We start from the raw sequence: 24,556 nt of genomic DNA, 5'->3' as shown, positions 1-24,556 counted from the left end.
CTGAGTTCAAAGAGGTTTGCTGATGGCGGCGCCGCTGGGCACGGCCGGTACGGCAGAGGGTGAGGTCTTGGCAAAGAACACCAGGATGGCCGCGAGCACCGAAGTACAGGCCAGGCCATACAGCCCGCCTTGGATCGATCCGGTGGTCTGCTCCAGAAAGCCAAAGGTAGTCGGCGCCACAAAGCCGCCCAGGTTGCCGATAGAGTTGATCAGCGCGATCACCGCGGCGGCGATGCGCACATCCAGGTAGCCCTGGGGGATCGGCCAGAACAGCGACGACGCAGACTTGAACCCGATGGCCGCAAAACAGATCGCCACGAAAGCGAAGATCGGCCCGCCGGTGGTGGACATGAACATACCGGCCGCCGCGATCAGCAGCGCCGCCGCGACCCAGGCCTGCTGGAACTTGAACTTGCCCGACAGCGACGCGAAGGCGTACATGGCGATGATCGAGATCAGCCAGGGGATCGAGTTGAAGAAACCGACCTGCACATCAGTGAGGTCACCCATCTTCTTGATGATGCTGGGCAGCCAGAAGGTGGCGGCATAGATCGTCAGTTGAATGCAGAAGTACAGAGCGCAGAACAGCAGGATCTGACGGTCCTTGAGCAGTTTGCCGAGGGTGGGTTTCACCGTGGTCAGGGCTTCACGTTCGCGCTGTTCCTGGTCGATGGCGTCAACCAGGGCGTCTTGTTCTTCGCGGCTCATCCACTTGGCATCATGGGGTTTGGAGTCCAGCCAGAACCACACAAAAAAGCCCAGCGCCACCGAGGCCAGGCCCTCGATGCCGAACATCCATTGCCAGCCATGCAAACCAAAGCCTTCGATCTGCAACAACGCACCCGACAACGGCCCGGAGATCAACGACGCCACCGCCGAGCCACTGAGGAAGATCGCGATGGCCTTGCCACGCTCCACACCGGGCAACCAGCGGGTGAAGTAATAGATCACGCCGGGGAAGAATCCTGCTTCCGCCACACCCAGCAGGAAACGCAGGATGTAGAAGTGGGTTTCGTTCTGGATAAACGCCATCAGCGTGGCGACGATGCCCCAGGTGAACATGATGCGGGTCAGCCAGATGCGGGCGCCGACTTTTTGCAGCAGCATATTGGAGGGCACTTCGAACAGTGCATAGCCAATGAAGAACAGCCCGGCGCCGAAGCCGTAGGCCGCTGCGCCGATTCCCAGGTCATGCTCCATGTGCGTGCGCACGAAGCCGATATTGACCCGGTCGATGTAGTTGAGGATGAACATGACCACGAACAGTGGGAGCACATGGCCCTTCACTTTGCTCACGGCGCGGGCGAGCGCTGAATCACTTTCGGGTACGGCAGATGCTGGGCTTGAATGCTTCACGAATGAAAACTCCCCCTGATTATTTTTATGCGGGTTTGGTGTTTTGTTGACAGACATCATACAAGTTGTTTTTTAAAGGCCGCAATCCTGTCAGGGCTGTTTTTGTTCTTATAAGCCGGTATTGAGGTTGGCTATTTTGGTTATTTGCCAGATTTTATTGGGTTTTGCCCCGCTAGTGACGGCTCGGGGTGTGCGCTTCTCTCGAAGCGAAGACAGGGTCGGGTGAGGTGGGATGAGTATGTTGTCATACAAGTTGGGTGTTTTTCGCCGCCACCCGTCGCCCCGTGCGTTCAGGGTGATAAGCTCCCCCCAGCCCAACCCCGTGGACCCGTCTCGATGCCGATTAAAAGCACACCGCCTGTGCGCAAACGTTCCGCCAACCTGGCCCAAGGTGTGGTCGAGGCACTGACCCAGCGCATCCAGTTGGGGCAACTCAAGCCGGGTGAAAAACTGCCGTCCGAATCCACCATCGTGCTTGAGCATGGGGTGAGCCGTACCGTGGTGCGTGAAGCCTTGTCCAAGCTGCAGGCGTCGGGGCTGGTGGAGACGCGTCACGGCATCGGCACCTTTGTGCTGGAGCAGCACACGCAGCCGGGCCTGCGCCTGCATGTGGACACGGTCGCCAGCGTGCGCAACATGCTCGAATTGCGCCTGGGCCTGGAAGTGCAAGCGGTGGCCCTGGCCGCGCTGCGCAGAAGTGACGCGCAATTGGCCCACATGCGCCAGGCACTGGACGACTACCAAGCCTCCCTGGCCAACAACGACAGCTGTGTGGAGGAGGACAAGCGCTTTCACCAACTGATCGCCGAAGCCACCGGCAATACGTTTTTCACCGACATCATGCAGCACCTGGGCACGGCGATGATTCCGCGCACCCAGGTGAATGCCGTCGAGCGCGGCGGCGCGGACTTTGCCCAACTGGGGCAGTTGGCGAACCTGGAACACGAGGCCATCTACAACGCTATCAAGCGCCAGGACCCGGACGCCGCACGGGCGGCCATGGTGCTGCACTTGACTAACAGCCGGGATCGATTTTCCGGGCACTCTTAAGGAATCACCGTTGAACGAACACACCTTGTCCCAGCGCCTGGAGCGCGTTGCCGCGCACATACCGACGGGTGCCCGCCTGGCCGATATCGGCTCCGACCACGCCTACCTGCCGGTGGCCCTGATACACCGCGGCGCTATTGCGGCGGCCGTGGCGGGGGAAGTGGCCGCGACACCGTTTCAGGCGGCCAACCGTACCGTGGCCGACAACGGCCTGAGGCAGCACATCACCGTGCGCCTGGCCGATGGTTTGGCGGCGATCCAAGCCGGCGATGACATTACCGCCATCAGCCTGTGCGGCATGGGCGGCGAGACGATCCGCGACATTCTCGAAAGCGGCAAGGCGCACCTCAATGGCCGGGAACGCCTGATCCTGCAACCCAACGGCGGCGAGCAGCCCCTGCGCCTATGGTTGATGGACAACGGCTACCGGATCCTGCACGAGGAGCTGCTGCTGGAAAACCGCTTCTACTACGAAATCATCGTTGCCGAACGCGCCGAGGCGGTCACCTATACCGCCGAGCAACTGTACTTCGGCCCGCTGCAAATGCAGGCCCGCAGCCCGGTGTTTGTGGCGAAATGGCAACGGATGTTGCGCCAGAAGCGCAAGACATTGGCCAGCCTCGAACAGGCGCGGCAGGCGGTGCCCGAGCAGAAAGTGCAGGAGATCGTGCAGCAGGTGAAGTGGATCGTTCAATTGCTTGCCTGACCGCCACCGGTCCAGTGTGGGAGATGTGGAGCCTTAGCGAGGCTTCGAGCGGTGTATCAGGCAACATCCATGTCGTGAATGCCGCAGCCTTCGAAGCCTCGCTAAAGCTCGACATCTGCCACATTTGATCGCGCAGGCCGGTGCTGCCTGGCCACATTCGCGGCACTTCACCGCTACGCTGTAGTCTTCTCTTAAATCCCCCCAAGGTGTCGCCTCGATGATCACTGTTCACCACCTCAACAACTCCCGCTCGCAACGTATCCTGTGGGCGCTTGAAGAACTGGGCCTGCCCTACGACATCAAGCGCTACCAGCGCGACGCCAAGACCAACCTGGCGCCGCCTGAACTCAAGGCCATTCACCCCCTGGGCAAATCCCCTGTGATCGAAGACGGCTCTCGTGTGCTGATCGAGTCCGCCGCGATCATCGACTACCTCATCCGCCGCCACGGCAACGGCCAACTGCAACCCGACCCGGCTACCGACGCCTATGACAGCTATGTGCAATGGCTGCATTTTGCTGAAGGCTCGGCGATGTTGCCGTTGATGCTCAACCTTTATGTGGGACGGCTGGGTGAAGCAGGCGCACCGCTGCATCCGCGGATTGAGTCGGAGCTGGCCAACTACCTGGGCTACCTGAATGACGTGCTGGGCCAAACGCCGTACCTGGTGGGCGACGCACTCAGCGGCGCGGATATCCAGATGAGCTTTATCGGCGAAGTCGCCCAGGCCCAGGGCAAATTGCAGGCCTACCCGAACTTGGCCGCATGGCTGCAAAAGCTCCAGGCGCGCCCGGCATACCGCAAGGCGGTGGAGCGGGGCGGGGAATACGCGTTCGCCAAATAGCGGGCCCACCGACACCGCCTCCTGTAGGAGCGAGCTTGCTCGCGAAAAACGTAAACAATAACGCGTGTTTCCTGGATAAACGCGGCGCCTTTGGGTTTTTCGCGAGCAAGCTCGCTCCTACAGAACCCGTTTCGGCAGGTGAACCTTCGAGTCTCCCAGCGCTCACTTAAAAGGTGGCACTGGCTTTTCTCGAAAGGAATCTGCATGCACTCCACCTCGTCAATCGCGCCCGTAGAGCGCGAACTGAGCCTGCGGGCAGTTATCACCGGGATCGTGCTGGGCATCCTGCTGACCCCTTCCAATGTCTACGCAGGCTTGAAGATCGGCTGGTCGTTCAATATGTCGATCATCGCCTTGCTGATCGGTTATGGCCTCTGGCAAGGCCTGGCCCGGCGTTCCGCTGAACACCTGCCGTGGACCCTGCACGAGAGCAATATCAACCAGACCGTGGCCTCTGCCGCGGCGTCGATCATTTCCGGCGGGCTGGTCGCGCCCATCCCGGCTTATACCTTGCTCACCGGCAACCAACTGGCGGCGCTGCCGATGATCGCCTGGGTGTTCTCGGTGAGTTTCCTGGGGATCTGGATCGCGTGGTACCTGCGGCCTTCATTGCTCAATGACAAGGCACTGAAGTTTCCCGAAGGCATGGCCACCCTGGAGACCCTGCTGCACATCTACAACCATGGTCGCGAAGCCGCCACGCGCTTGAAAGTGCTGCTCGGCGCAGCGTTGTTGTCCGGGTTGGTCAAGTGGGTGGATACCTTTATGTGGGCCTTCCCGCGCTGGTCGCTGAACGCCCAGTTGGAGCGCTTGACCTTCACCGCCGACCCCTCTCTGCTGTTGCTGGGGTTCGGCGGCATCATCGGCATTCGCGTGGGCCTGACCCTGCTGCTCGGCGCCTTGCTGGCATGGGGCGGGCTGGGGCCGTGGCTGTTGGTCAACGGCCTGGTGAGCCTGCCCGCCGACAGCAGCGGCCCGCAATTTGCCGCGCTGGTGGAGTGGCTGCTGTGGCCCGGCGTGAGCCTGATGGTGTGTTCCACCCTGGCGTCCCTGGCGATTCGCCTGTGGGCGTTGCATCGCTCAACCCGAGCGGCTGGCGGGACGCCTTGGGCGGTTCCCAAGCCTGGGCCTGCCGTGGGGTTCGCGCTGGCGATCGTGTTGGTGGTGAGCCTGCAAGCGCTGTTGTTCGGTATCAACCTTGGGATGGCGCTGCTAACCATTCCCCTGGCGATCTGCCTGGCCGCCGTGGCGGCGCGGGTGGTGGGGGCGACCGGTATTCCGCCGATTGGCGCCATCGGGCAACTGTCTCAGCTGAGTTTTGGCATCGTTGCGCCGGGCCAGGTGCCGATCAACCTGATGAGCGCCAACACCGCCGGCGGTTCGGCGGGGCAGTGCACAGACCTGATGAATGACTTCAAGGTGGGCAAAGCGATTGGCGCGACGCCGCACAAACAGGTTATCGCCCAGATTCTCGGGATTTTTGTCGGCAGCGTCATCGGCGTATTCGCGTACCTGGCGTTGATCCCCGACCCGCAAACCATGCTGCTCACCGAACAGTGGCCAGCCCCGGCCGTCGCCACTTGGAAAGCCGTGGCCCAAACCCTGACCCACGGGCTGGATTCGTTGTCACCCAGCATCCGCTCGGCCATTGCTGTTGCAAGCCTGTGCGGCGTACTGCTGGGCATACTCGATAGCACGCTGCCCACCCATCGCGCCCGCTATCTGCCCAGTGCGGCAGCCTTGGGACTGGCGTTTGTCTTGCCTGCGTCGGTGTCGCTGATGATGGCCCTTGGCGCGATCATGACCTGGGCCGTGAGCTGTCGCTGGCCAAGTGTGACGCAGCGCTTTGCGATCACAGCAGCGGCGGGGCTGATCGCCGGTGAGAGCATTACTGGCGTGGGCGCGTCGTTATGGCAGATGCTGGGAAGTGGATAAATGGCCCTCGTGGATTTACAACTCTTCACGAATTCAAAAGGCTCATCGTTATAGGCTTGGCGCTGCCACGTCTGGATCAAACCCATTCAACTGACCGTTGAGCCTAGCCCATGAAACTGCCTGCCATCGCTGCCACGTTTCTCGCCGTTGCTACGCTGCATCCTTTACCCGTACACGGCGCAGGCCCCGTCACCCATGTCGCCATCTACCGAGGCCCGGCAGGCTGCCCCGACTGCTCGGAAAACGTGAAAACCGCCCTGCAGCGCCTGGACCCCAATTACCAGATCGACTTCGTCGGTGCCGACGAACCCATCGACATCACCCCGCAAACCCTGGCGCGCTACGATCTATACGTGCAACCCGGCGGTGGCCAGGACATCCCGGCCGCCCTCGACAGCCTGGGCGATGCGCGTGCCGAAGCCATCCGCGATTACGTCGCCAAAGGCGGCCGCTACCTGGGCCTGTGCATGGGCGCCTACCTGGCCGACGACAACAACCTCGGCCTGATCCCCCAGGCGCTTGATACCGAAGCTGGCCGTCCCGGTTTTGAAGTGTCCGGTATTGAGGACGCCGCCGTGCGGGTGACGTGGGACGGGCAACCCGACTCTGTGTTCTATCAGGACGGTCCGTATTTTCCCAAAGCCAATGCCACTGCGCCCTACAAGGTCATCGCCACCTACCACAATGGTGACGTGGCGGCGGCGCGCTATACCTACGAACGTGGCGTGGTGGTGCTGAGCGGGCCGCACCCGGAAGCCGGGCGGGAATGGTTTGAAAATGCCGATATCGAGCTGAGCAAGATGCCGCGTGGCGAGCTGTTCGGGTCGTTGATACGTAGCGCGCAAGAGTAGGGCGCGCCGCCGGTTACTTCAGGATGCCACTATTCCCCATGTCGATATCAGGCACGATGGTGGCGTAACCAGGCTACTTGTGCCTGGCCTCGGGCACTTAAGGTGAAGGTCATTGGCCGCCCGAGAACAACAAAAACAATGACTAGCCTCAACTGCAACGATTCCAACGGTCAGCTTGCGCAGGGCTTCAAGCCGCGCCATGTGACCATGTTGTCCATCGCCGGCATCATCGGCGCGGGGTTGTTTGTCGGCTCCGGACACGCGATCGCCGCCGCCGGGCCAGCGGTGTTGCTGGCTTATCTGTTTTCCGGCCTGTTGGTGGTGCTGGTCATGCGCATGCTGGGGGAAATGGCGGTGGCACGCCCGGACACTGGCTCGTTTTCAACCTACGCCGACCAGGCCATCGGCCCTTGGGCGGGGTTCACCATCGGCTGGTTGTATTGGTGGTTCTGGGTGCTGGTCATTCCCATCGAAGCCTTGGCCGCCGGGCACGTGCTCAACCAGTGGTTCCCTCAGGTTGATGCGTGGCTGTTTGCGTTGATCTCAATCGTTTTGCTGGTGATCACCAATCTGTTCAGCGTGGCCAAATACGGCGAATTCGAATTCTGGTTCGCCATGGCCAAGGTGATTGCCATCGTCGGCTTTATCGGCCTGGGCTTCAGCGTCCTCATGGGCTGGATCCCGGATCGCGAAGCCAGCGGCTTGAGCCGCTTGATGGAGGAACACGGCGGGTTTGCTCCCAACGGCCTGTCGGCGGTGGTGGGCGCGTTCATTACCATCATGTTCAGTTTCATCGGCACCGAAGCGGTGACCATCGCTGCAGCAGAATCGAGCAACCCGGCGCAGAACATCGCCAAGGCCACGCGCTCGGTGATCTGGCGCATTGGCGTGTTCTACCTGTTGTCGATCTCCGTCGTGATTTCCGTGGTGCCCTGGAACGATCCGCTGTTGGCCTCCGTGGGTTCCTATCAGCGCGCACTGGAAATTATGAACATCCCCAACGCCAAATTCATGGTCGATGTGGTGGTGTTGATCGCGGTAGCCAGTTGCATGAACTCCTCGATCTACATTTCTTCGCGCATGCTGTTTTCCCTGGGCAAACGCGGCGATGCGCCGCCGGCGCTTAAAATCACCTCGAAGGCGGGCGTGCCCAGGGCGGCGGTGATCGCCAGCACCATCATCGGTGCGGGCGTTACGTTGCTGAGCTACTTCCTGCCGGCCGGTCTGTTCCAGTTCCTGCTCGCCAGCTCCGGGGCCATCGCGTTGTTGGTGTACCTGGTCATCGCTATCTCGCAACTGCGTATGCGTCGCTTGCTGCTTCGGCAGAACGTCGAACTGACCTTTCGCATGTGGCTGTTTCCGTGGCTGACTTACCTGGTGATCGTATTCATCTGCCTGGCCCTGGGGGTGATGATGGTGACGCCGGAACATCGCACCGAAGTGTCCTCGACCATTGGCCTGGCGTTGGTGATTTCCTTCATCGGCCTGGTCACATCGCGCCAGCACAACCGGGCACCCAAGCCGGTGGCGCTGGAACATTCCTGATCACGCCTGTGGGGTAGCGGTGATGGAAACCGAGGCACCTGTTTGCCAGACCATCGGCTTTTTGCTGCTGGACCAATTCACCCTGATATCGCTGTCGTGTGCGGTCGAGCCGCTGCGCATGGCCAACCAATTGGCGGGCGAAGAACTCTACCGTTGGCAAACCCTGAGCCTGGACGGCCAGCCGGTGTGGGCCAGCGATGGCGTGTCGGTGACCCCGGATGCTTGCGCGCAGGACCAGCGCGGCTTCGATGCGGTGATCGTGTGCGGCGGCGTGGGCATTCAACAGGCTATCAGCCCTGCGCTCATCGCCTGGTTGCGCAGCCAGGCGCGCCTGTACTGCAAACGTCTCGGCGCGGTGTGCACCGGCAGTTGGGCACTGGCCCAGGCGGGGTTGCTCGATGGCTTCCAGTGCAGCGTGCATTGGGAGCTGATGGCGTCGATGCAGGAGGCGTTTACCCGCGTCAAAGTCAGCTCCAGCGTATTCACGCTCGATGGCAACCGCTTTACCAGCTCTGGCGGCACTGCGCCGCTGGACATGATGCTGCACCTGATCGGCCGCGATCACGGGCACACGCTGTCGGCGGCGATTTCCCAGATGTTCGTGTACGAGCGCATTCGCAACGAGCGCGACCACCAACGCGTGCCGCTCAAACACCTGCTCGGCACGCAACAGCCCAAGCTGCAAGAAGTGGTCGCCCTGATGGAATCCAACCTGGAAGAACCCATCGACCTCGACGAACTGGCCGCCTACGTGCACGTGTCCCGCCGCCAGTTGGAGCGCATGTTCCAGAAGCACCTGTACTGCACGCCATCGCGTTACTACCTCAAGCTGCGCCTGACCCGTGCCCGCCAGTTGCTGATGCAGACGCCCATTTCGATTGTTGAGCTGGCGGTGATTTGCGGCTTTGTGTCCACGCCGCATTTTTCCAAGTGCTATCGGGATTTCTTCGGCGTTGCGCCCAGCGATGAGCGCTCGGACATGCGCCTGCATCCGCCGCCAGCGTTACGGCCAGAGGGGCAATCCCGGGCCCCGCAACAGCCCAGGAATACACTGGAGCAGGCGCGCGACGAGCCGACGTTTGCTACGGTGCAGATTCAAAGGCGATAGGGCTTGGGGCTTGCCCGAATGCCAGTAGGAGCGAGCTCGCTCGCGAAAAACTCACAGGCGCCGCGCTCATTCAGGAAGCACGCGTTATCGTTGGCGTTTTTCGCGAGCAAGCTCGCTCCTACAGAAGGCAATAAGCCTCGGCGCTCAAATCCACTGGTCATTCAACGCGGTGCGCTCACCGCCTTCATGCCCGGTATTCAGAATGCCCCTTGGCTCGATCATCATCAGCCTGGCTTCACCTTCGGCCGCGGTCCTGTGCTCAATGCCACGCGGCACCACATACAACTCACCCGGCTTCACATACACCGGGCCATCCGGCAGGTCGATACGCAGCGTGCCTTCAAGCACCAGGAACGCTTCATCGGTTTCGGGGTGCGAATGCCAAATGAATTCACCCTCGATACGCACCACCTTGAACTGGTAGTCGTTCATTTCGGCAACCACTCTTGGGCTCCATTGTTGGTCGATGAGCGAGGCTTTTTGCGCGAGGTTTATCGGTTGGGCGGGTTGCTGTAGGTGAGTCATGCTGAGCCTTCCTGTCGGTGAGAAGGCCAGATTATCCGGGCCGACAGGTCATAGGCTTGTACGATCCTGCAACCCTTCCACTCCTACACCCCCGCATTCCCCACGGGAATGCAGCGCATAAAATTAATGCATTTTTCTTACTGTCACGGTTAACGTAATTTGCGTCAAGGCCACGGAGAACCGCCTTGAACTCATCCTCATCCAACCCTGCTGACAAATTCGATACCTCAAGAGCCAACGAGTACGCGCGACAAAGCCGTATCGCGTTGGCGGGCTATGACGCGTGCCAGGATCTGGCAGCCTGCATGCTCGCGGCGAGCCTTGGCGATGCCCCTTCGGCCAAGATACTGGTGGTCGGCGCCGGCGGTACGGCGCAGGAGATCATCGCCATGGCCAACCTTGAACCGGGCTGGCGCTTCATGGCGGTTGATCCCTCGCAGCCGATGCTGGACGCGGCAAGGCAGCAGTTGGAAGCCAACCACCTGCTTGACAGAACAACCCTGCATCTCGGGACGCTTGAAGACCTGGCAGCAGACGCGTCATACGACGCCGCCACCTTGATCGGTGTGCTCCACCATCTGGAGGGGAATGACGCCAAGGACCGGATGCTGCGATCGATTCGGGCGCACCTGAAACCGGGGGCACCGCTGATCGTCGCGGGCAATCATTACGCGTATGCCAGCCAGCCGTTGCTGCTGGCGGCATGGGGCCAACGGTGGCGTCAGCATGGCGCCGCCCCGGACGAAGTGAAGGCCAAGCTCGGCAAAATCCTTCAAGGCGCTGACCCGCCCCATTCCGAGGCCGCGGTTCAGAAGCTGTTGCATGACGCTGGCTTCGGCGACGCGACGCGTTTCTTCAGCAGCCTTTTCTGGGGGGCTTGGTTGACGTGCAAGGTGGGGTAGCGAGGTCTCCCGTTGCTCAGTGAGCCGTGGCGCGATTCAGTTCGCCCGGGGAGTAGCCAACCGCCGACGCCAATCGCCGCCATGCCGAAGGTGGCATTCCTCTTCGGAGTCGAAACTGACGCAGCGGCCGATGTTCGGGACGTGCACGTCAGCGTCATCCAGCGCGGCGGTAGTCAGCTCGCGCATACGGGCGTCCGCGCCGGTCGCAAGGGCGCGAGCCTTGCTCGCAACGCTGTCGAACACCCAGATCACCCGCAGGCTTTGGGGAAACGCGTGGTAGTCGACGGTGTGGGTCAACCAGTCGAAGCCTGGCATTTCGGTCTTTGCGATCTCGCAGGCGTCGGTCAGCGCCGCGATGAGACGGCGTTCGATACGGGCGTGGTCGCGTGAGGCAGGCGGCATAAAGGAAATCCGTGAATCCTGGGAGTGGGTTGGGGCATCAGGCGATAGGCTGATCAGAGCGGGCGTTATTGAAGCGCGGGGCGCAAGCGTTGCCACTCATTCAAGCAATCCTCGGCAACGATATCCGGGTATCCCCGTTTGTGTTCCATCGCCAACGCGGTGGAGAAGGGTACCGCAATGCAAGTGGCCTGGTCATTGCACCGAAGTGTCATCGACCATCGGCCTGGTCACGGCGCGCCAGCATGGGCGGGCGATCAAGCCGGTGGTGTTGGAGCAATCCTGACAGCGCGGCCCTACCTGTGGGCCGCGTCACTTCAGTGCTGGCGCACCCCTCTTGTCATACGCCGCAGTACCTGCTTATCGCCCTGCCTATAGTGCATGACCACCGCCCCGACATGCCCGAGGATAAGCACCAGCATTGTCCAACCCAGCAAGCTATGAAAGTTGCTGCCCAGATCAACCATCCACTGGATTTTTTCCCCCTCGAACCCCTCCATGACCTGCACGCCAAACGCAGAAAAAGCCCGGCCGGAGCCGTACTGGCGGATCATCCCGATCAGCGGGATCAGGAACATCAGTGCATACAGCATGCCGTGCCCGGCGGCGGCGAAACGGCTGATGCTGAGTGGGCGCCGGTGTTGGTTCAGCAGACTCCAGCTGGCACGTAGGATCAGCAACACCAGTAATAACAACCCTACGGGTTTGTGAAAGGGCCACAGCCATTTATCCAGCGCTGAGTCTGACGCCAGGTAATGGGTTATGGCTGAGCAATAGATCCACGCAAACAACAGGAACATCAGCCAATGCACTGCTCGGCTTACCGAGTCGTAGTGTTCACGTGACCCAGCAGGGGGTGCGCAAGTCGTCATTGTCGTATCCTTCTGGCGAGTCGCCTTGCGTTCTTTTTCAAGCGCATTGAGGCGACAGATGATAAGCGGCCAGAATGAATCTGGCGGTGACCAGATCATATACAAGGAGACACAGGCAGCGGTCGTGTCGAAACATCAAGAAAACATGCATCCCTCAGGGTGTGATCTGGATGCCTGACGGCATGGGCGTAGCCTGTTCAAATCCACCGAGTATTTTCAGCCGTACGCTCCCCACCTTCATGCCCGGTATTCAAAATGCCCCGTGGCGAGCCTTCGAGCATCAGGAATGCTTCGGGCGCGTGTTCGTTCTTGCGCAGGGCGTGGAACGATCAAAAGCTGTGGCGAGGGAGCTTGCTCCCGTGACGGCCTAAAGCTGACGCGTTTATGGTCGATAACCCGTATGAACCCGCTAATCAAGGACCGATTAAATGGCACTTTCCGTTAGCCCTGCCTATATTCCACCGGCCAATCTCAACCTCACGCCTTCTGAGCAGAAGCTGGTACCCCAGGCGTCGACGGACCCCGCCAAGCAAGCCCTGGCAAACGCCGGCCCCGCGGCCATTTACCATCCCAGTGAAGCGGCGACAACCACGGCACAAGCCCCGGAGGCCGTTGATACCTGGGTCGGTCGCTCCGAATCGCCGCACTTTCCTCGTTTCGTCGACATGTTCAATGGCGCGCAAAGTGCGCTGAAAGCTTCCTTCCAGACATTCGAAGCGAACCTGGCAGCCACTGCGCCCGACCTGGCCAGCACCGGGTACGGTTTTACCGTTGAGGCTGACGGCCGGCTGAAAGTGCTCGATACGGCTGGCCAACTCAGCCGTGAGGCGACCGAGAGGCTGACGGTTCTGCTCAATCAATCCGTTGAGCTGAAAGCCACAGCCGTGGCCTACCGCAACGCCGCCATCGACATGGTAGACGCAGGTTCACCCTGGTCTGGAAGCACCCTGGGCTACTACAGCCTGACCAATGAAAACTTCGCCAGCACTATTGATCTGGCGCCCTTGTTCAGAACGCATGACCCGTCGGATATTAAAGCGGGCAGAAACCAGTTTTTCATAAACCAATTGTCTTCCAACGGCGAGCGCGCGACGCAAGAGACTGAGCGGGCGATGTTGGAGCGGCGTGCCGCCCAGGGGTTCAGCACCCAGGCTTGATCGGCGCAGCCTGCGCCTGTCGTCGAGGACCGATCGGCGGCAGTCAGCTCGCGCATGCGTGCGTCTGCCTCAGTGGCAGGGGGCGCTTATTGTTCAGGGTTGATCAACGATCTCAACGTATGGTCCTCCCAGATGCCACCGATTTTCAGATAGGCTCGCGCATGCCCTTCCTTTTCAAACCCCAGCGATTCCAGAAGGCGTTCACTTCGCACATTGCGAGGCAAATGATTGGCCATGATCCGATGAAGACCCAACTGCTCAAAGCAGTGTTGGTTAGTGACCTGAAGCGTTCTTTTCATCAGGCCACGGCCTTGGGCTGATTCCGCCAGCGAGAAGCCGAGATGACAGGCCTGAAAAACGCCCCTCACAATGTTCGTGTAGTTACACCGCGCTAGAACTTCTCTGCTCTCGGGTTCAAGCAAGAGGAAACACAGCGCGTTGCCAGCGTGCATATTGTTGACCTGTTGCTCGACCCTGGCCTTTGCGTTGCCCGTGGTGAAATATTCCTCGTCCCTGAGCGGCTCCCAGGGTTGCAGATGCCTGCGATTGACGCGTTCGTAACGGCTGATCCTCTCGAAATCGTCGGCCCATAATGGCCGAAGGCAGTAGCCCTCAACGCAATACTCCATAAGCCCCTCCAGATTTACCAATGCCCCAATCTGACTGCGTAGCCGCAAAGAATAGCGCCGCTGCGCGTAAAGCGACCCCTTTCATGGCAAACAGGTCTACCATGCCAGCCCCGGCAGTGGTTCCACTCGCTCCCGAACTCAATTTTTCAAGGTAGCGATAATGTCCATCGACCAGATCTCCCTCCCCAAAGGCGTCGGCCCCCACGCCGCCAAGCTCCTTGACGCTATTACTGGCGCCTCCACCCATGAAGAACTCAACCGTGCTGGCGGTAAAGCCGAGGGTTTTGTGCTGGGGCTGGAGGCCACCAAGGCGATCAAAAGCCAAATTGCAGAGTCGCTGTATGTGGCGTATGACGACGCGGCGAGCAATCGAGCTGGTGAACTGAAGAGCTAGTCCACGTCAGCCCATGGTTCCGGAATGAGCGCCAATCGCCGGAATAGGCTGACGAACATAATAATTGTCGAACTCACTGCTTTCGATGAACTGGAAGCCATGGCGGGTATAAAAGCGATTCGAAGCGCTTTCTTTGAGAGCCCCTACTTTAATAGGAAGCGCAGCCGCATCCGACTCTTTGAAAATCTGCATGAGAACAGCAGACCCCACCCCTGACCCTTGCGCGCTCGGCCTTACATACAAGTGATCGAGCAAAAGTTCATTGGGGTGATGTTTCACCACTACGAAACCCACCCTCTCTCCAGACGCCTCGATATAGCGTGTGTCGCGAGCTTCAAAGCCGCCAAGAAACCGCTCCCGCGCACGCACTGGGTCAAATCGCCCAACACGCTCCAGACTTTCGCGCATGGCCTCGATTCGAATGGCTACCAGATTATCCAAGTCGCTTTGTTGAACCGGGACCAAAATGACGGGGGAATTTTGATTGGGTGCGACGGGCATATTGTGTGCTCCAACTACCATCCTGGGGGCTCAGTATAGAGAGCCTGATACTGATGAAGCGACCCGCATGGTTTGTTCACGGCATACATGGAGTAACGGACCCCAGGAACGAAATGGCCATGCCAGTGGACACCCACGCAATCCGCATTCTCTCGCAACGCCTGAGCATCGAGCCCTTCTGCGAGCAGGACGCTGTTGAGTCGTTCGCTTGTATCACTCCGGCACTGACTCGCTACATGTCGTGGGAACCGCCTGCCTCGCTGGAAGAGTACGCGCAAGTCTGGGGGCGGTGGCTGCCTGCGATAGCGGATGGCAGCGACATTGTGTTCACGGTCAGGGAGCGGGCAGGTGCTCATTTTATCGGCTTGGTCGGGCTGCACCATACCGGCAGTGAAACACCGGAGTTGGGTATCTGGGTTCGTGAAGATAAACATGGGTTGGGGTTTGGTGGTGAAGCGGTGCAGGCGGTTGTTCAGTGGGCTAGCCAGTGGGTGGTGGCAAAGTACTTTATCTACCCTGTTGCGACGCAGAATCGTGCGAGTCGACGTATTGCTGAAGCTTTGGGGGGAGTGGTCATCGAAAGGCGGATGGCGGAGAAATATGATTCGGTTGTGTACTGGATAGCGGTGGTTTGACTCCGGGTATCAGGTTGGCCGGATGCTGACCTTCTCGAACGACAGAAGTCGGCCAAAAGCGGTCACTCACGTTTGGCTACTGCAGTCCAATCGACGCTGTTCATTCCAAAGGTCAATCTGCTTAATGGAGGAGGTCGAATAGCATAATCGGTCTATTTGATCAGATTCGGGAGCTGTTTTTTGAGGATATCTAGCAGAGAAGCGCGATGCTAGACGAAAAGCTCCACGCCCTACCGGGCGTCAACATTAGCGCAGGCCTACAACTACATCATAGACAACTGTCATGCAGGATTGAAACGGCAACCACCGTTCGCTAAGAAGCGAAGCCCGTCAAAACAACGATCCAGTGCTCATACGACGCCCATAGAGCTCCGATATCTGCTTCTGGAACTGGGTCTGCCCCCCGTAGCTAGGATGTCTCACGCAAACCACAGGTACAGAATCTGTGACGCGATGTGCCGAAGCGGCAGCATCGTTGCCAATGGCCACGATGCGAGAGGGCCGTAGTAAGTCAATGAGCTGCTGGAGAAGCGCTTCACCTGCTCGTCTCTCACTCGCGTTGTGCTGCCGGTTTGTGAACGGATCTCCTGATTCATGCGGATGAAGAGGAAAGACGTTCCACAAGAAGATGCGAGCATCAATGTTTTCCAGCATCCCCCATATGACCGTAGCGGTTCGTTCGGCCACAGAACTGCCTATCGTCGGTCGCTCGGAGGCTAGGTCAAGATTCCAACGTCTAGTGTGCTGGCTTATGTGAACATCGTCAGTCAGGGCTAAGCCTGTACGGCGTCCTCCGCGGTATCCGAGGTCTCGTCCGATCCATATCGCATCTACGGGTTCCTCAGTTGCACGACGCAACATGGCGGACAGCGCGGCAGCACGGCGACGCGGTGCATCGCGTCGGTCATGAATTTCACAACGATCCGAATACGGATTGAAGCAGTCTTCAAACTGCAGCGAAGCAACTGCATCAACAAATGGGTGTATCTTCATTTTTCAGACTCAAGCGGCATGTATGTGATGGTGCGTTGTTCTCGGTTTCCAATGATCCAACCACCTTGGTTCGCCTTAAGCTGGCGAAAGACAGCATAGCCATCCAGAATCGCTCTCTCCCAGAGCTTCAGCGGGCATTTCTCGACTTCGTAACCAGCCACGAACTCGCCAATGGTCTTGAGAAGCCCAAGTGAAATTTTTTCTTGTTCCTCGAAGAAATTCAATTCTTTGGCTCTGGAGAATATCCACGCAGAAACCCCTTCTTCCACGACGATGGCCCGACCACTATCCTGTTCTTCATCATACCTCGGATGACTCTTCCGTTTGTGTCTGATCAATGACCGCATCACAGGCGACCAGTGCAGGATTGCTGCGTAAGCAAAGTGAAAGACATCATGGAACCGATAGCCATCATTATCGGCAATGTTGTCAGTCAGCGGGTCTCCAATGAATACCCCCTTCCATTGGAGATAACTCTTGCCGCTTCCTCGTTGATTTACCCGTATTCTAAAGTCCCTAGGAAGCTGCTCTTCAATTCCAAATTCACAGTCGAAATCAAGGCCTGCTAAATCGTCTACTTGAGGCACCAAAAACGCGCCACGAGCTTTCCGAAGATTTCCGCGAGCCACCTCCGAAAACGCTAGCTTGGCTGCGTGCATTGCATCCAAGTATGCTCGTGCGAAAGAAACTAAATTAGTACGGGTAGGAGTGTTTCCCAGCAAAGCCGCCGCTGATTGCCCAAGAAGGACCAATGTGGCGTCCAAGGTAGTAGTCGAGTCTACGGGCACAGCGATATAAGCTAACGCACCTGCGGTTACATCACTTGCAGCCCCTACATTTCTGAAGTTTCCGTGATTCGCAGCTTCGGCGAAGATATCTTCAAGAGGGATCTGCAAGCGTCTGCAGATTGCCGCTAAATACCAAAGAGTGTCGCCAAATTCTTCTTCTGCCGCCTTCCTAAAACCTGGGTATGCCGTTCTCTCTCGAACATTTTTTTTGGCCGTAGCCATTATCCCACCAACTTCTCCGTATAGCCCTTGAAGGACTGGATTGAAGTCGTGTGAATCAAGTACGTCCGTAGCTGCGATTTCCGTAGCGTAATCTGACAGTAAGAGTGAGCCTTCTTTTTTCATAGATCACCTGCGAAGAGTCAACCATTCGAATGGCGCGCTCTGGTAACCGCGCGCACCAATACTACGAATCCACTTTTCAAAGCTTGCGATCAGTTGCACATCAGAAAAGGTAGTTTGCCCAATTCCTGTTTTACATAGGTGGCGGCCTTGCTGGTCTTTCAACTCATCGGGAAATTCAGGACCTTCGCCTCCGAAATACACAAAATCGTCGCTAATTAGAACTCTGTTAACACCTGTATCACGTGCCACATGATCCGGGTTGGATGAACCATCTGGATGAGAGTGAAATGAGTCGCGCTGCTGCCAATCGGCCCCAACTTCAGCCCTGAAGTAGATATTGTCTCCACAGCTTTGTTTTCGACTACCACTACGGTACGGTTTCTTGGATTCAAACCTAGGATCTAAACCATATTGATCAAATGTCATCGTTTCAGTTACACGCATTGCATAAACGAGATGTCCGCCAAGTCGAATACTTCGATCATTACTACCACTACCCACTACCCAATCCCCGATATGAGCTGTTTGACGGATTCTGGGTTTGCAGGTTGCAAGTGAACAGTAACCGTAGAATGGGTTAGGCGCGAAACCGCTGTCATAACGCACGACATAAGAATGAATACGAGTCATTAGCACGGATGCCTCTTCAATGGCACCTGATCACAGGCATCACCATCAGGCTTCTCCCAGGAATCCTTCCCGTTGATCGCATCAACGATTGCACTACCACTCCATCCAACCAAAGCGTCGGCATACTCTCTTAGGGCGCTTGGGAGGTCACATTCCTTCTCGCCATGCTCCCACACACCAACAATGCGTTTTCCCTGTTTGGCTGCATATTCAATTTCCCAGTTAACCCAATCACTGTCCTTGGTCTGGGGGGAAACGTAGCAAATAAAAACGCCAGCCCAGTTGATAGCTGGCGCAAGGATCTGTGTCTTTATGTAGTGTTCATCAGTGGCGTCGTTGAATTTCCCTGTATGAATGGATGAATCTCTTACCTCCAGCCCTTTAGGGGCTAGCAAATCCTTGAGCTTCTGCAGCCCATGGTCGTCCTTGTGGACGTGGCTGATAAATACATTCCTTTTCTCCGCCATCGGTCATCTCCAGTCCTTGTACATAGATGGTACTTTTCTAGGCTTTAATGCCTGTCCATTACGGCATAGTCACAGCCCCCGGCCAAAAAGCTATACAGATCGTAGATGTTCCCTTTTCATGTTGTAGGCACTACAGGTAGGTTGGAATTAAAGAGTGTTGACCCACCTGCCATTGCCTCGAGTGTCGTAGAAGGCAAGACCAGCAGCGCCACTGGGCACATCGATTTTGTTATAGAGGTTGAGGTACTCGTTGCCATAAAAATGGCCAAGGTTGTCCACCGTGGGGACAATCGCGATGCGATCATGGGGCTTTTTACCGTCCGCAAAGCCGATTTCCCAGGGGCACCAGCGCGACGTCATCGAGTTCTGCGTTGCAAGAAAGAGGAACCAGTCGGCGCGGATAATTGCGGCTTTGATATTGAAGGCCGTTTCAGCATCCGGCTTGTCGGGCATTGTCTGATCCTGCCAGTCGATGTAGACGTCCCATCCTTGACTGTTGAGCAGTTCCTGCAAGCCTAGAGCGAGTGTTACGTCCTTGTGGCTATGGCTCAAAAAAGCTGTGGGTTGACTGAAACGCTTACTGAATCGCCCTTGCATGGAGCGGCGTTGGCCTGCGTTAAGGAGATCTGACTGGCGAATTGGCATATGCAAGCTTTCCTAACATTTTGCAAGCAAAGTGCCATCTTTTGATGCGTTGTTCAAGCTGCCTACATTGTCTCAAATCAATATGTCTAAGCAGTGAACCACTCCATAATTTCGACCTGGCCATCATAGTGATGTCGCTGGCGATTGCTTGGTGTAATCTTGCTTGCTTCTAACCCGCTCGAGGTTTGAAGGTCTCACTTAACAGGGCGACCACAGACGACACATGCCAGAGTGAACTGCAGTCGCTCCGAAATAATGGCGGCGGGTTGTCAACGAACGGAGGCAAGGGATGGCACGCAAAACATTTTTTTCATTCCATTATCAAGAAGACGTTTGGCGAGTCTTTAATGTCAGGAATTGCTTGGTTGTCAGCAACGATCAAGCAGCGGATGGGTTCTTCGACGGCAGTGTATTCGAAGCTTCCCAGAAGGAAGGCGATGAGGCGCTCAAGACCTTCCTCCGTAATGGCCTCAAGAGCACTTCCGTGACGTGCGTGCTTGCCGGTCAGTACACCGCTGCCAGGCGGTGGGTACGTTATGAGATCGTGCGCAGCGTTTTGAAGGGCAATGGGCTGCTCACCGTCGATATCCATGGCCTAAAAAACAACGCGAAGGAGCTGGGAGTGAAAGGCAAAGACCCACTGGCTGAAGTGGGTGTCTATCTCTCCAGCGGAAAGATTTATTTCGCGGAGCTCAAGGACGGTAAATGGGTGAAGTACTCGGACTACGCCGCCGCCATCCCTGCCTCTGATCTGTGGTTTGATGCCCCTACCTGCGACAACAAGGTTGTCAAGCTGTCCGAGCGCTGCATGAGATACGACTTCGTCGCTCAAAACGGCAGGGAAAACATCGCTGGCTGGATCGAAACCGCAGCGGGCTTGGCCGGCCGCTAGAAATACGATCCTAGCCGTAGTGGCCCTCAAAACTCGACATTTCAGATCACTCAGGTATCACACATGGCAGTCACACAGCGCCTGGCCGGCATTAGGATTCACCTATCCGGGTCGAACAAAGAAATGCAAGCAGACATCGCTGATTTCGTACAAAAATTCGCAGCGAAAGTCTTTAGTGAAGGGGGATCTATTGTCCATGGGAGCCATCCTTCATTCACTGAACCACTGCGCAAAGCCGCAGCGGGCTTCATCCAGGCAGGTGGGAGCAAGGGGGCACTTACCCTGGTGCGGGCGAGGAGCTACTCAACCGACCAGTACATTTCTGAAATTGAAGAGCAGAGAGCATTCGCTTCTGTAGAGATCGTGCCTGCAGATAACAGCGATGGTCCAGCCGCAGACGGCCTGACGCCGATGCGTGATTGGATGGCTGATCGTTCCGACGCCGTCATCTGCGTGGGTGGTGCGTGGTGGGACGTGAACAAAGCAAAAGCAGGTGTTCCCAATGAGCTGGATACGATGCTTGAGCTCGGAAAGCCAGCCTTTGTCGTCGCTGGCTTTGGCGGAGCAATCGCGGGTTATCTCAAAGACGACCCTTCGTTGTTATCTCGCCTGCGAAACGGGCTACCTCACGAGGCGAATGCGACCATTGCCAACAGCACATCGGTTGACCAGGTCGTAGGGCTGATTGTTGAGCAACTGAAGAACCTACCACTTGCCCGCCGGAACATCTCGCGGGGCCGTAACTTCCGCATCTTGGCGCTCGACGGAGGAGGGCTCAGAGGTACCTTCACTGCAGCGGTCTTAGCCAAGTGGGACGACATGCTCAAGGCCGGTGGTGGAAATGACCTGATTTCGCACTTCGACTTGGTCGCTGGCACATCCACTGGTGCAATTCTCGCTATTGGGCTCGCCATGGGCCTGAAGCCGCGTGACATCCTTGAGTTTTACGAGAAAAAGGGACCTCAGATTTTTCCGAAGGATCGGAAACTGCGGCACTGGCTCAAATCCAAGCACGACTCAGCCACACTTCGCGACCTGTTGACTGATGTGTACGGGGACAAAACGTTGGCTGCAGATTCTCGCTGCCGTCTGGTGATTCCCACTGTTCGGGCTAAGCAAGGTCAAGCAGAGGCAATTGTCACGCCACATAGCCCAGATCGCACCGCTTATCGAGATATTTCAGCCGTCGACGCCGCATTGGCTTCATCCGCTGCACCTACCTATTTTGATGAAGTTGCCTTCGACGGGCCTATCGCACTGGAGATGTTCCTGGATGGAGGCGTCTGGGCCAATAACCCCATCCTCCCGGCTCTCGCGGAAGCGGTTCGATACTTGAAAATCCCTCTAGATAGGATTGATGTACTGAGCATCGGCACACTCAGTAGCGAAAGCGACTTCACCGATCAGCTCGGAAAGGGCAAGGCAGGTTGGGCACCTCACAGTGTCGATCTTTTTTTCGCCGCCCAAGAGCATGGTGCTCTGGTACTCGCAGAGAGCTTCCTGGGCCCGACACGTCACGTGCGCGTTAACCAGCAGACCCCTGTCGAAATCAAAATGGATGACGCCGAGGCTATTCAGGACATGGCGCAACGTGGCAATGAGGCTGGCAAAGAACACTTTGCCGAGGTGCGCTCCAGATTCTTTGACGGCCAACATGTTGATGTGTGGGAGCGGTTCTGAGTAGGCGCGGGCGCTCGGGAGATGGTCTCTCGGCGTCCGTTTGATTATTGGCGCTTAATCAACTCCGATAGCGAGGCTGTCATGTCATTCATCTATCAGCTAGCTGTCTTGGGGGCACCCACGGCCGCGCAAATCTCTGAGCTTGAAACCACCGTAGCAGATGCGGTTTCCATGTTTGGCTTGAGGTTGGGCCAAGATATCAGCTGGGAGATAGTTCCTGCTGCTTTTACTCCTCATCAGCAACGATCCGCTGCCGTTGTATTTTTTGGCGGAGTAGGCGCGGACCACCCCAGCCTACCAAGCTTGCTTCGAGGTGGCGTTCCTGTTGTCCCGGTCGTGTCTGACCTAGATCGAGTTGTGACGGAAGTCCCGGAAATTCTGCACCCATTAAATTGTTTGTCTTACGCCAATGGTGGGGCGAAACGTGTCGCCACTGCGCTTTTAGAATGTGCAGGCCTGCTTCCGAAGCAACGTCGGGTCTTTGTCAGTTATCGACGAGACGAGGCCAGGCAGACCGCGCTGCAGATGTTCGAGGCGCTCTCTGCCAGGCATTTCGACGTTTTCCTGGATACCCATAGCATCGCGCCGGCAGAAGATTTTCAGACCATGCTGTGGCATCGGCTTTGCGACTCTGACGTGCTGTTGATGCTCGACACGCCTGACTACTTCAACAGTCGATGGACGGCAGCCGAGTTTGGAAGGGCGCTTGCTAAGGGCATTAGCGTTCTTCGAGTAGGGTGGCCTGAAGCCCAGCGGTCCGCGCGCTTGGCAACTGCAAGCCTCGCTGAACTTGATGCGAGTGAAATAGATGTCATATCTGGACGGATTAGTGATCACGCGATTGACCGGATCTGTCTTCAGCTTGAAGAAGTTCGCAGCAAGAGCCATGCGGTGCGAACCGTTAACTTAGTGAGCAATCTGCGAATAGGCATTGAGGCCATAGGTGGCGAAGTGATTGGCATGGGCACCGGCCGCGGGATTCGAGTACGTCTTCCCGACGACCGGATGGTTGTGGTTTACCCTACGGTGGGCGTGCCGACCTCGACAACAATGCACGAAGCTTCAATGAACTCTCCTGACGAATCTGTGGCCATACTCTATGACCATATAGGTCTGCATCCCCAATGGCTGAGTCACTTGGATTGGCTGGGCCAATACATCCAAGCGACGCACTGGGTTAAGGCTTGCGAGGCTGGCTGGCAATTTGCAGACTGGAGGGCGTAGAAATGGGGGCAATTTTCCTCTCTGCAAGCATCCCCGTGATCGGGCGAGGGACGTACTACGAGACCGCTGACCCGTTTCTAATCCAGTGTGCCGTTCGTGAACTAGCTATCGCGACCGTTCGCCGGCACAAGATTGTATGGGGCGGCCATCCTGCAATTACCCCAATGATTTGGAGCATCTGCGAAGATCTCGGGGTTGATTACGCAAGCTCTGTGATCCTGTATCAAAGCCGCTTTTTCGAAGGTCGTTATCCGGAAGAGAACCAACGGTTTGGCAACGTAATTTATACCGATCCCGTGCTCGAGGATATCCAAGGTAGCTTGCAACTGATGCGTGAACAGATGTTCTCTAGGGAAGATCTGGTCGGTGCAGTTTTCATTGGCGGGATGGACGGTGTTGAGGTCGAATACGATATCTTCAGGCGGCTCAATCCTAAGGCTTTCATTCTGCCAGTTGCCGCCCCAGGGGGAGCAGCGCTCAATCTCGCTCGGGATAAAGGCTATTTCATTGGGCGGGAGCTCGAAGACATAGATTTCGCCACGCTATTTAACCGTTATTTACCTGCCCATTAACCGTATCGTGCGGCCCATGTTTTTCTTCTGATTCACGTGTGAGTAGCCTTGGGTCTCTTGCAATCAAAATTGACGGCATGCACTTCACTGGCTTTTAAGTAAGGTTTGAGCTGTACCTTTAACAGAAAAGCGGACAGTTTTATATCGGGATCACTGCCCGCTTTTGGCCTGTTAGCGACCATTGCTCCGATTGCCCATCATTGTCCTTTCACACATGGAGGACTTATCATGAACATCATCGCTACCTGCAGACGTCAGCCCTGGAACAAAGGAAAACTGGTCGGGCAGAAAACCCCACTCCGACTGAGAGATATCTGGGCCATCCGAGTAAGGCTTCAAATTGCGGAAAAACCCCGAGATCTGGCTCCCTTCGATCTGGCCATCGACAGCAAGCTTCGAGCCTGCGACTTAACCAAGCTCCGCGTGCGCGATGTTGCTCATGGCGAGCACTTATCATCACGAGCCATAGTGATGCAGCAGAAAACGCAGCGGCCTGTGCAGTTTGAGATCACTGATCAAACACGATCTGCTCTTGTGGCCTGGATACATCGGGCCCAGCTACGCAGCGAGGGCTACCTTTTTCCTAGCTGGCTGCATACTTCAGACCATCTATCTACTCGTCACTACGCATCGTCAAAGGCTGGGTGAAAGCCGTTGGCCTTGATCCAGCCATGTATGGCACACACACAATGAGACGTACGAAGGCATCACTGATCTATCGCAGGACGAAGTACCTGCGGGCGGTTCAGGTGCTGCTCGGCCATACGAAGCTGGAGAGCACTGTTCGATACCTGGGGATTGAGGTCGATGACGCCCAGGAGATGGCGGAACAGACTGAGGTTTGACCATGCATAGCGACGGTCGAAGTCAGACCGTCGCTCTCGTCATCGCAGAGGGCTTTGTGCCGAGGC

At 57.3% G+C, this 24,556-nt stretch carries 26 protein-coding genes and 1 pseudogene; 16 read left to right on the top strand and 11 right to left on the bottom strand.

All coding sequences use genetic code 11. From position 1 onward, the window contains the following. Positions 1–6 precede the first annotated feature (6 nt). The gene (locus BT204_RS19380) at positions 7–1,356 is read right to left on the bottom strand and encodes an MFS transporter (protein ID WP_072448072.1); all 1,350 of its coding nucleotides are present in this window, start codon (positions 1,354–1,356) and stop codon (positions 7–9) included. A 336-nt stretch (positions 1,357–1,692) separates the two neighbouring features. On the opposite strand from BT204_RS19380, the gene BT204_RS19375 reads away from it, so the two are divergent. From BT204_RS19375 to BT204_RS19345, 7 genes are all read left to right on the top strand, one after another. Continuing rightward, complete coding sequence (locus BT204_RS19375; RefSeq protein ID WP_034126185.1) at positions 1,693–2,406, top strand: FadR/GntR family transcriptional regulator; 714 nt, start codon at positions 1,693–1,695, stop codon at positions 2,404–2,406. Positions 2,407–2,416: 10 nt separating this feature from the next. Further along, positions 2,417–3,112: a tRNA (adenine(22)-N(1))-methyltransferase gene (locus BT204_RS19370; protein ID WP_072447974.1), complete on the top strand. Its 696-nt coding sequence runs from the start codon at positions 2,417–2,419 to the stop codon at positions 3,110–3,112. A gap of 217 nt (positions 3,113–3,329) precedes the next feature. Next, on the top strand, positions 3,330–3,956 hold the full coding sequence (locus BT204_RS19365) for a glutathione S-transferase family protein (RefSeq protein WP_072447972.1): 627 nt from the start codon (positions 3,330–3,332) through the stop codon (positions 3,954–3,956). A 204-nt stretch (positions 3,957–4,160) separates the two neighbouring features. Beyond that, positions 4,161–5,891 carry an OPT family oligopeptide transporter gene (locus BT204_RS19360; protein ID WP_072447970.1) on the top strand — a complete coding sequence of 577 codons (1,731 nt, stop codon included), beginning with the start codon at positions 4,161–4,163 and terminating at the stop codon, positions 5,889–5,891. Positions 5,892–6,001: 110 nt separating this feature from the next. Beyond that, positions 6,002–6,742 (top strand): BPL-N domain-containing protein, encoded by a 741-nt coding sequence (locus tag BT204_RS19355; protein ID WP_072447969.1) that lies wholly within the window; start codon positions 6,002–6,004, stop codon positions 6,740–6,742. Between the two features lie 138 nt (positions 6,743–6,880). Further along, positions 6,881–8,287: an amino acid permease gene (locus BT204_RS19350; RefSeq protein WP_072447967.1), complete on the top strand. Its 1,407-nt coding sequence runs from the start codon at positions 6,881–6,883 to the stop codon at positions 8,285–8,287. Between the two features lie 22 nt (positions 8,288–8,309). Next, a complete protein-coding gene (locus BT204_RS19345; protein WP_054896289.1) occupies positions 8,310–9,395 on the top strand; it encodes a choline metabolism transcriptional regulator GbdR in 1,086 nt (361 codons plus the stop codon). Between the two features lie 144 nt (positions 9,396–9,539). On the opposite strand, the gene BT204_RS19340 is transcribed toward BT204_RS19345, so the two are convergent. Next, a complete protein-coding gene (locus tag BT204_RS19340; protein ID WP_072447965.1) occupies positions 9,540–9,920 on the bottom strand; it encodes a cupin domain-containing protein in 381 nt (126 codons plus the stop codon). 185 nt (positions 9,921–10,105) lie between these two features. Between BT204_RS19340 and BT204_RS19335 the strand changes: the two genes are divergently transcribed. After that, a complete protein-coding gene (locus BT204_RS19335; RefSeq protein WP_072447963.1) occupies positions 10,106–10,822 on the top strand; it encodes a class I SAM-dependent methyltransferase in 717 nt (238 codons plus the stop codon). A 36-nt stretch (positions 10,823–10,858) separates the two neighbouring features. On the opposite strand, the gene BT204_RS19330 is transcribed toward BT204_RS19335, so the two are convergent. Then, entirely contained in the window at positions 10,859–11,224 is a 366-nt protein-coding gene (locus BT204_RS19330; RefSeq protein WP_072447961.1) for a hypothetical protein, read from the bottom strand. Positions 11,225–11,538: 314 nt separating this feature from the next. Further along, positions 11,539–12,192, bottom strand: a complete 654-nt coding sequence (locus BT204_RS19325; RefSeq protein ID WP_232458787.1) for a cytochrome b — start codon at positions 12,190–12,192, stop codon at positions 11,539–11,541. Between the two features lie 329 nt (positions 12,193–12,521). On the opposite strand from BT204_RS19325, the gene BT204_RS19320 reads away from it, so the two are divergent. Further along, positions 12,522–13,250 (top strand): hypothetical protein, encoded by a 729-nt coding sequence (locus BT204_RS19320; RefSeq protein ID WP_072447959.1) that lies wholly within the window; start codon positions 12,522–12,524, stop codon positions 13,248–13,250. An 86-nt stretch (positions 13,251–13,336) separates the two neighbouring features. On the opposite strand, the gene BT204_RS19315 is transcribed toward BT204_RS19320, so the two are convergent. Continuing rightward, entirely contained in the window at positions 13,337–13,879 is a 543-nt protein-coding gene (locus tag BT204_RS19315; protein ID WP_072447957.1) for a GNAT family N-acetyltransferase, read from the bottom strand. A 160-nt stretch (positions 13,880–14,039) separates the two neighbouring features. Between BT204_RS19315 and BT204_RS19310 the strand changes: the two genes are divergently transcribed. Further along, positions 14,040–14,273, top strand: a complete 234-nt coding sequence (locus BT204_RS19310; RefSeq protein ID WP_072447955.1) for a hypothetical protein — start codon at positions 14,040–14,042, stop codon at positions 14,271–14,273. Positions 14,274–14,279: 6 nt separating this feature from the next. On the opposite strand, the gene BT204_RS19305 is transcribed toward BT204_RS19310, so the two are convergent. Continuing rightward, positions 14,280–14,774 (bottom strand): GNAT family N-acetyltransferase, encoded by a 495-nt coding sequence (locus BT204_RS19305; protein ID WP_072447953.1) that lies wholly within the window; start codon positions 14,772–14,774, stop codon positions 14,280–14,282. A gap of 119 nt (positions 14,775–14,893) precedes the next feature. On the opposite strand from BT204_RS19305, the gene BT204_RS19300 reads away from it, so the two are divergent. Further along, positions 14,894–15,409: a GNAT family N-acetyltransferase gene (locus BT204_RS19300; RefSeq protein WP_072448070.1), complete on the top strand. Its 516-nt coding sequence runs from the start codon at positions 14,894–14,896 to the stop codon at positions 15,407–15,409. A 330-nt stretch (positions 15,410–15,739) separates the two neighbouring features. Here the strand turns inward: BT204_RS19300 and BT204_RS19295 are convergent, their stop codons facing one another. From BT204_RS19295 to BT204_RS19275, 5 genes are all read right to left on the bottom strand, one after another. Then, positions 15,740–16,270 (bottom strand): uracil-DNA glycosylase, encoded by a 531-nt coding sequence (locus tag BT204_RS19295; RefSeq protein WP_239695922.1) that lies wholly within the window; start codon positions 16,268–16,270, stop codon positions 15,740–15,742. Positions 16,271–16,398: 128 nt separating this feature from the next. Next, positions 16,399–17,535 (bottom strand): nucleoside triphosphate pyrophosphohydrolase family protein, encoded by a 1,137-nt coding sequence (locus tag BT204_RS19290; RefSeq protein WP_072447949.1) that lies wholly within the window; start codon positions 17,533–17,535, stop codon positions 16,399–16,401. 3 nt (positions 17,536–17,538) lie between these two features. Then, positions 17,539–18,165 carry an Nmad2 family putative nucleotide modification protein gene (locus BT204_RS19285; protein ID WP_072447947.1) on the bottom strand — a complete coding sequence of 209 codons (627 nt, stop codon included), beginning with the start codon at positions 18,163–18,165 and terminating at the stop codon, positions 17,539–17,541. Further along, positions 18,165–18,632, bottom strand: a complete 468-nt coding sequence (locus tag BT204_RS19280) for a TIR domain-containing protein (protein ID WP_072447945.1) — start codon at positions 18,630–18,632, stop codon at positions 18,165–18,167. Before BT204_RS19280 ends, BT204_RS19285 begins: the two co-directional genes overlap by 1 nt. A 147-nt stretch (positions 18,633–18,779) precedes the next feature. Continuing rightward, positions 18,780–19,277 carry a toll/interleukin-1 receptor domain-containing protein gene (locus BT204_RS19275; RefSeq protein ID WP_072447943.1) on the bottom strand — a complete coding sequence of 166 codons (498 nt, stop codon included), beginning with the start codon at positions 19,275–19,277 and terminating at the stop codon, positions 18,780–18,782. A 289-nt stretch (positions 19,278–19,566) separates the two neighbouring features. Between BT204_RS19275 and BT204_RS19270 the strand changes: the two genes are divergently transcribed. The 5 genes and pseudogenes from BT204_RS19270 to BT204_RS19250 all read left to right on the top strand — a co-directional run bounded on the left by BT204_RS19270 (position 19,567) and on the right by BT204_RS19250 (position 24,490). Next, positions 19,567–20,169 (top strand): TIR domain-containing protein, encoded by a 603-nt coding sequence (locus BT204_RS19270; protein ID WP_072447941.1) that lies wholly within the window; start codon positions 19,567–19,569, stop codon positions 20,167–20,169. Positions 20,170–20,232: 63 nt separating this feature from the next. Then, positions 20,233–21,849: a CBASS cGAMP-activated phospholipase gene (locus tag BT204_RS19265; protein WP_072447939.1), complete on the top strand. Its 1,617-nt coding sequence runs from the start codon at positions 20,233–20,235 to the stop codon at positions 21,847–21,849. Positions 21,850–21,930: 81 nt separating this feature from the next. Next, on the top strand, positions 21,931–23,073 hold the full coding sequence (locus BT204_RS19260) for a toll/interleukin-1 receptor domain-containing protein (protein WP_072448068.1): 1,143 nt from the start codon (positions 21,931–21,933) through the stop codon (positions 23,071–23,073). Positions 23,074–23,075: 2 nt separating this feature from the next. Next, a complete protein-coding gene (locus BT204_RS19255) occupies positions 23,076–23,645 on the top strand; it encodes an SLOG domain-containing protein (protein ID WP_072447938.1) in 570 nt (189 codons plus the stop codon). Between the two features lie 228 nt (positions 23,646–23,873). Then, positions 23,874–24,490: pseudogene (locus BT204_RS19250) on the top strand (tyrosine-type recombinase/integrase). Positions 24,491–24,556 lie beyond the last annotated feature (66 nt).

Origin of the sequence: Pseudomonas sp. NFPP02 (assembly GCF_900119355.1) — a bacterium.
Taxonomy (GTDB): domain Bacteria; phylum Pseudomonadota; class Gammaproteobacteria; order Pseudomonadales; family Pseudomonadaceae; genus Aquipseudomonas; species Aquipseudomonas paracarnis.
This window is presented reverse-complemented; position numbering and strand designations above follow the sequence as displayed.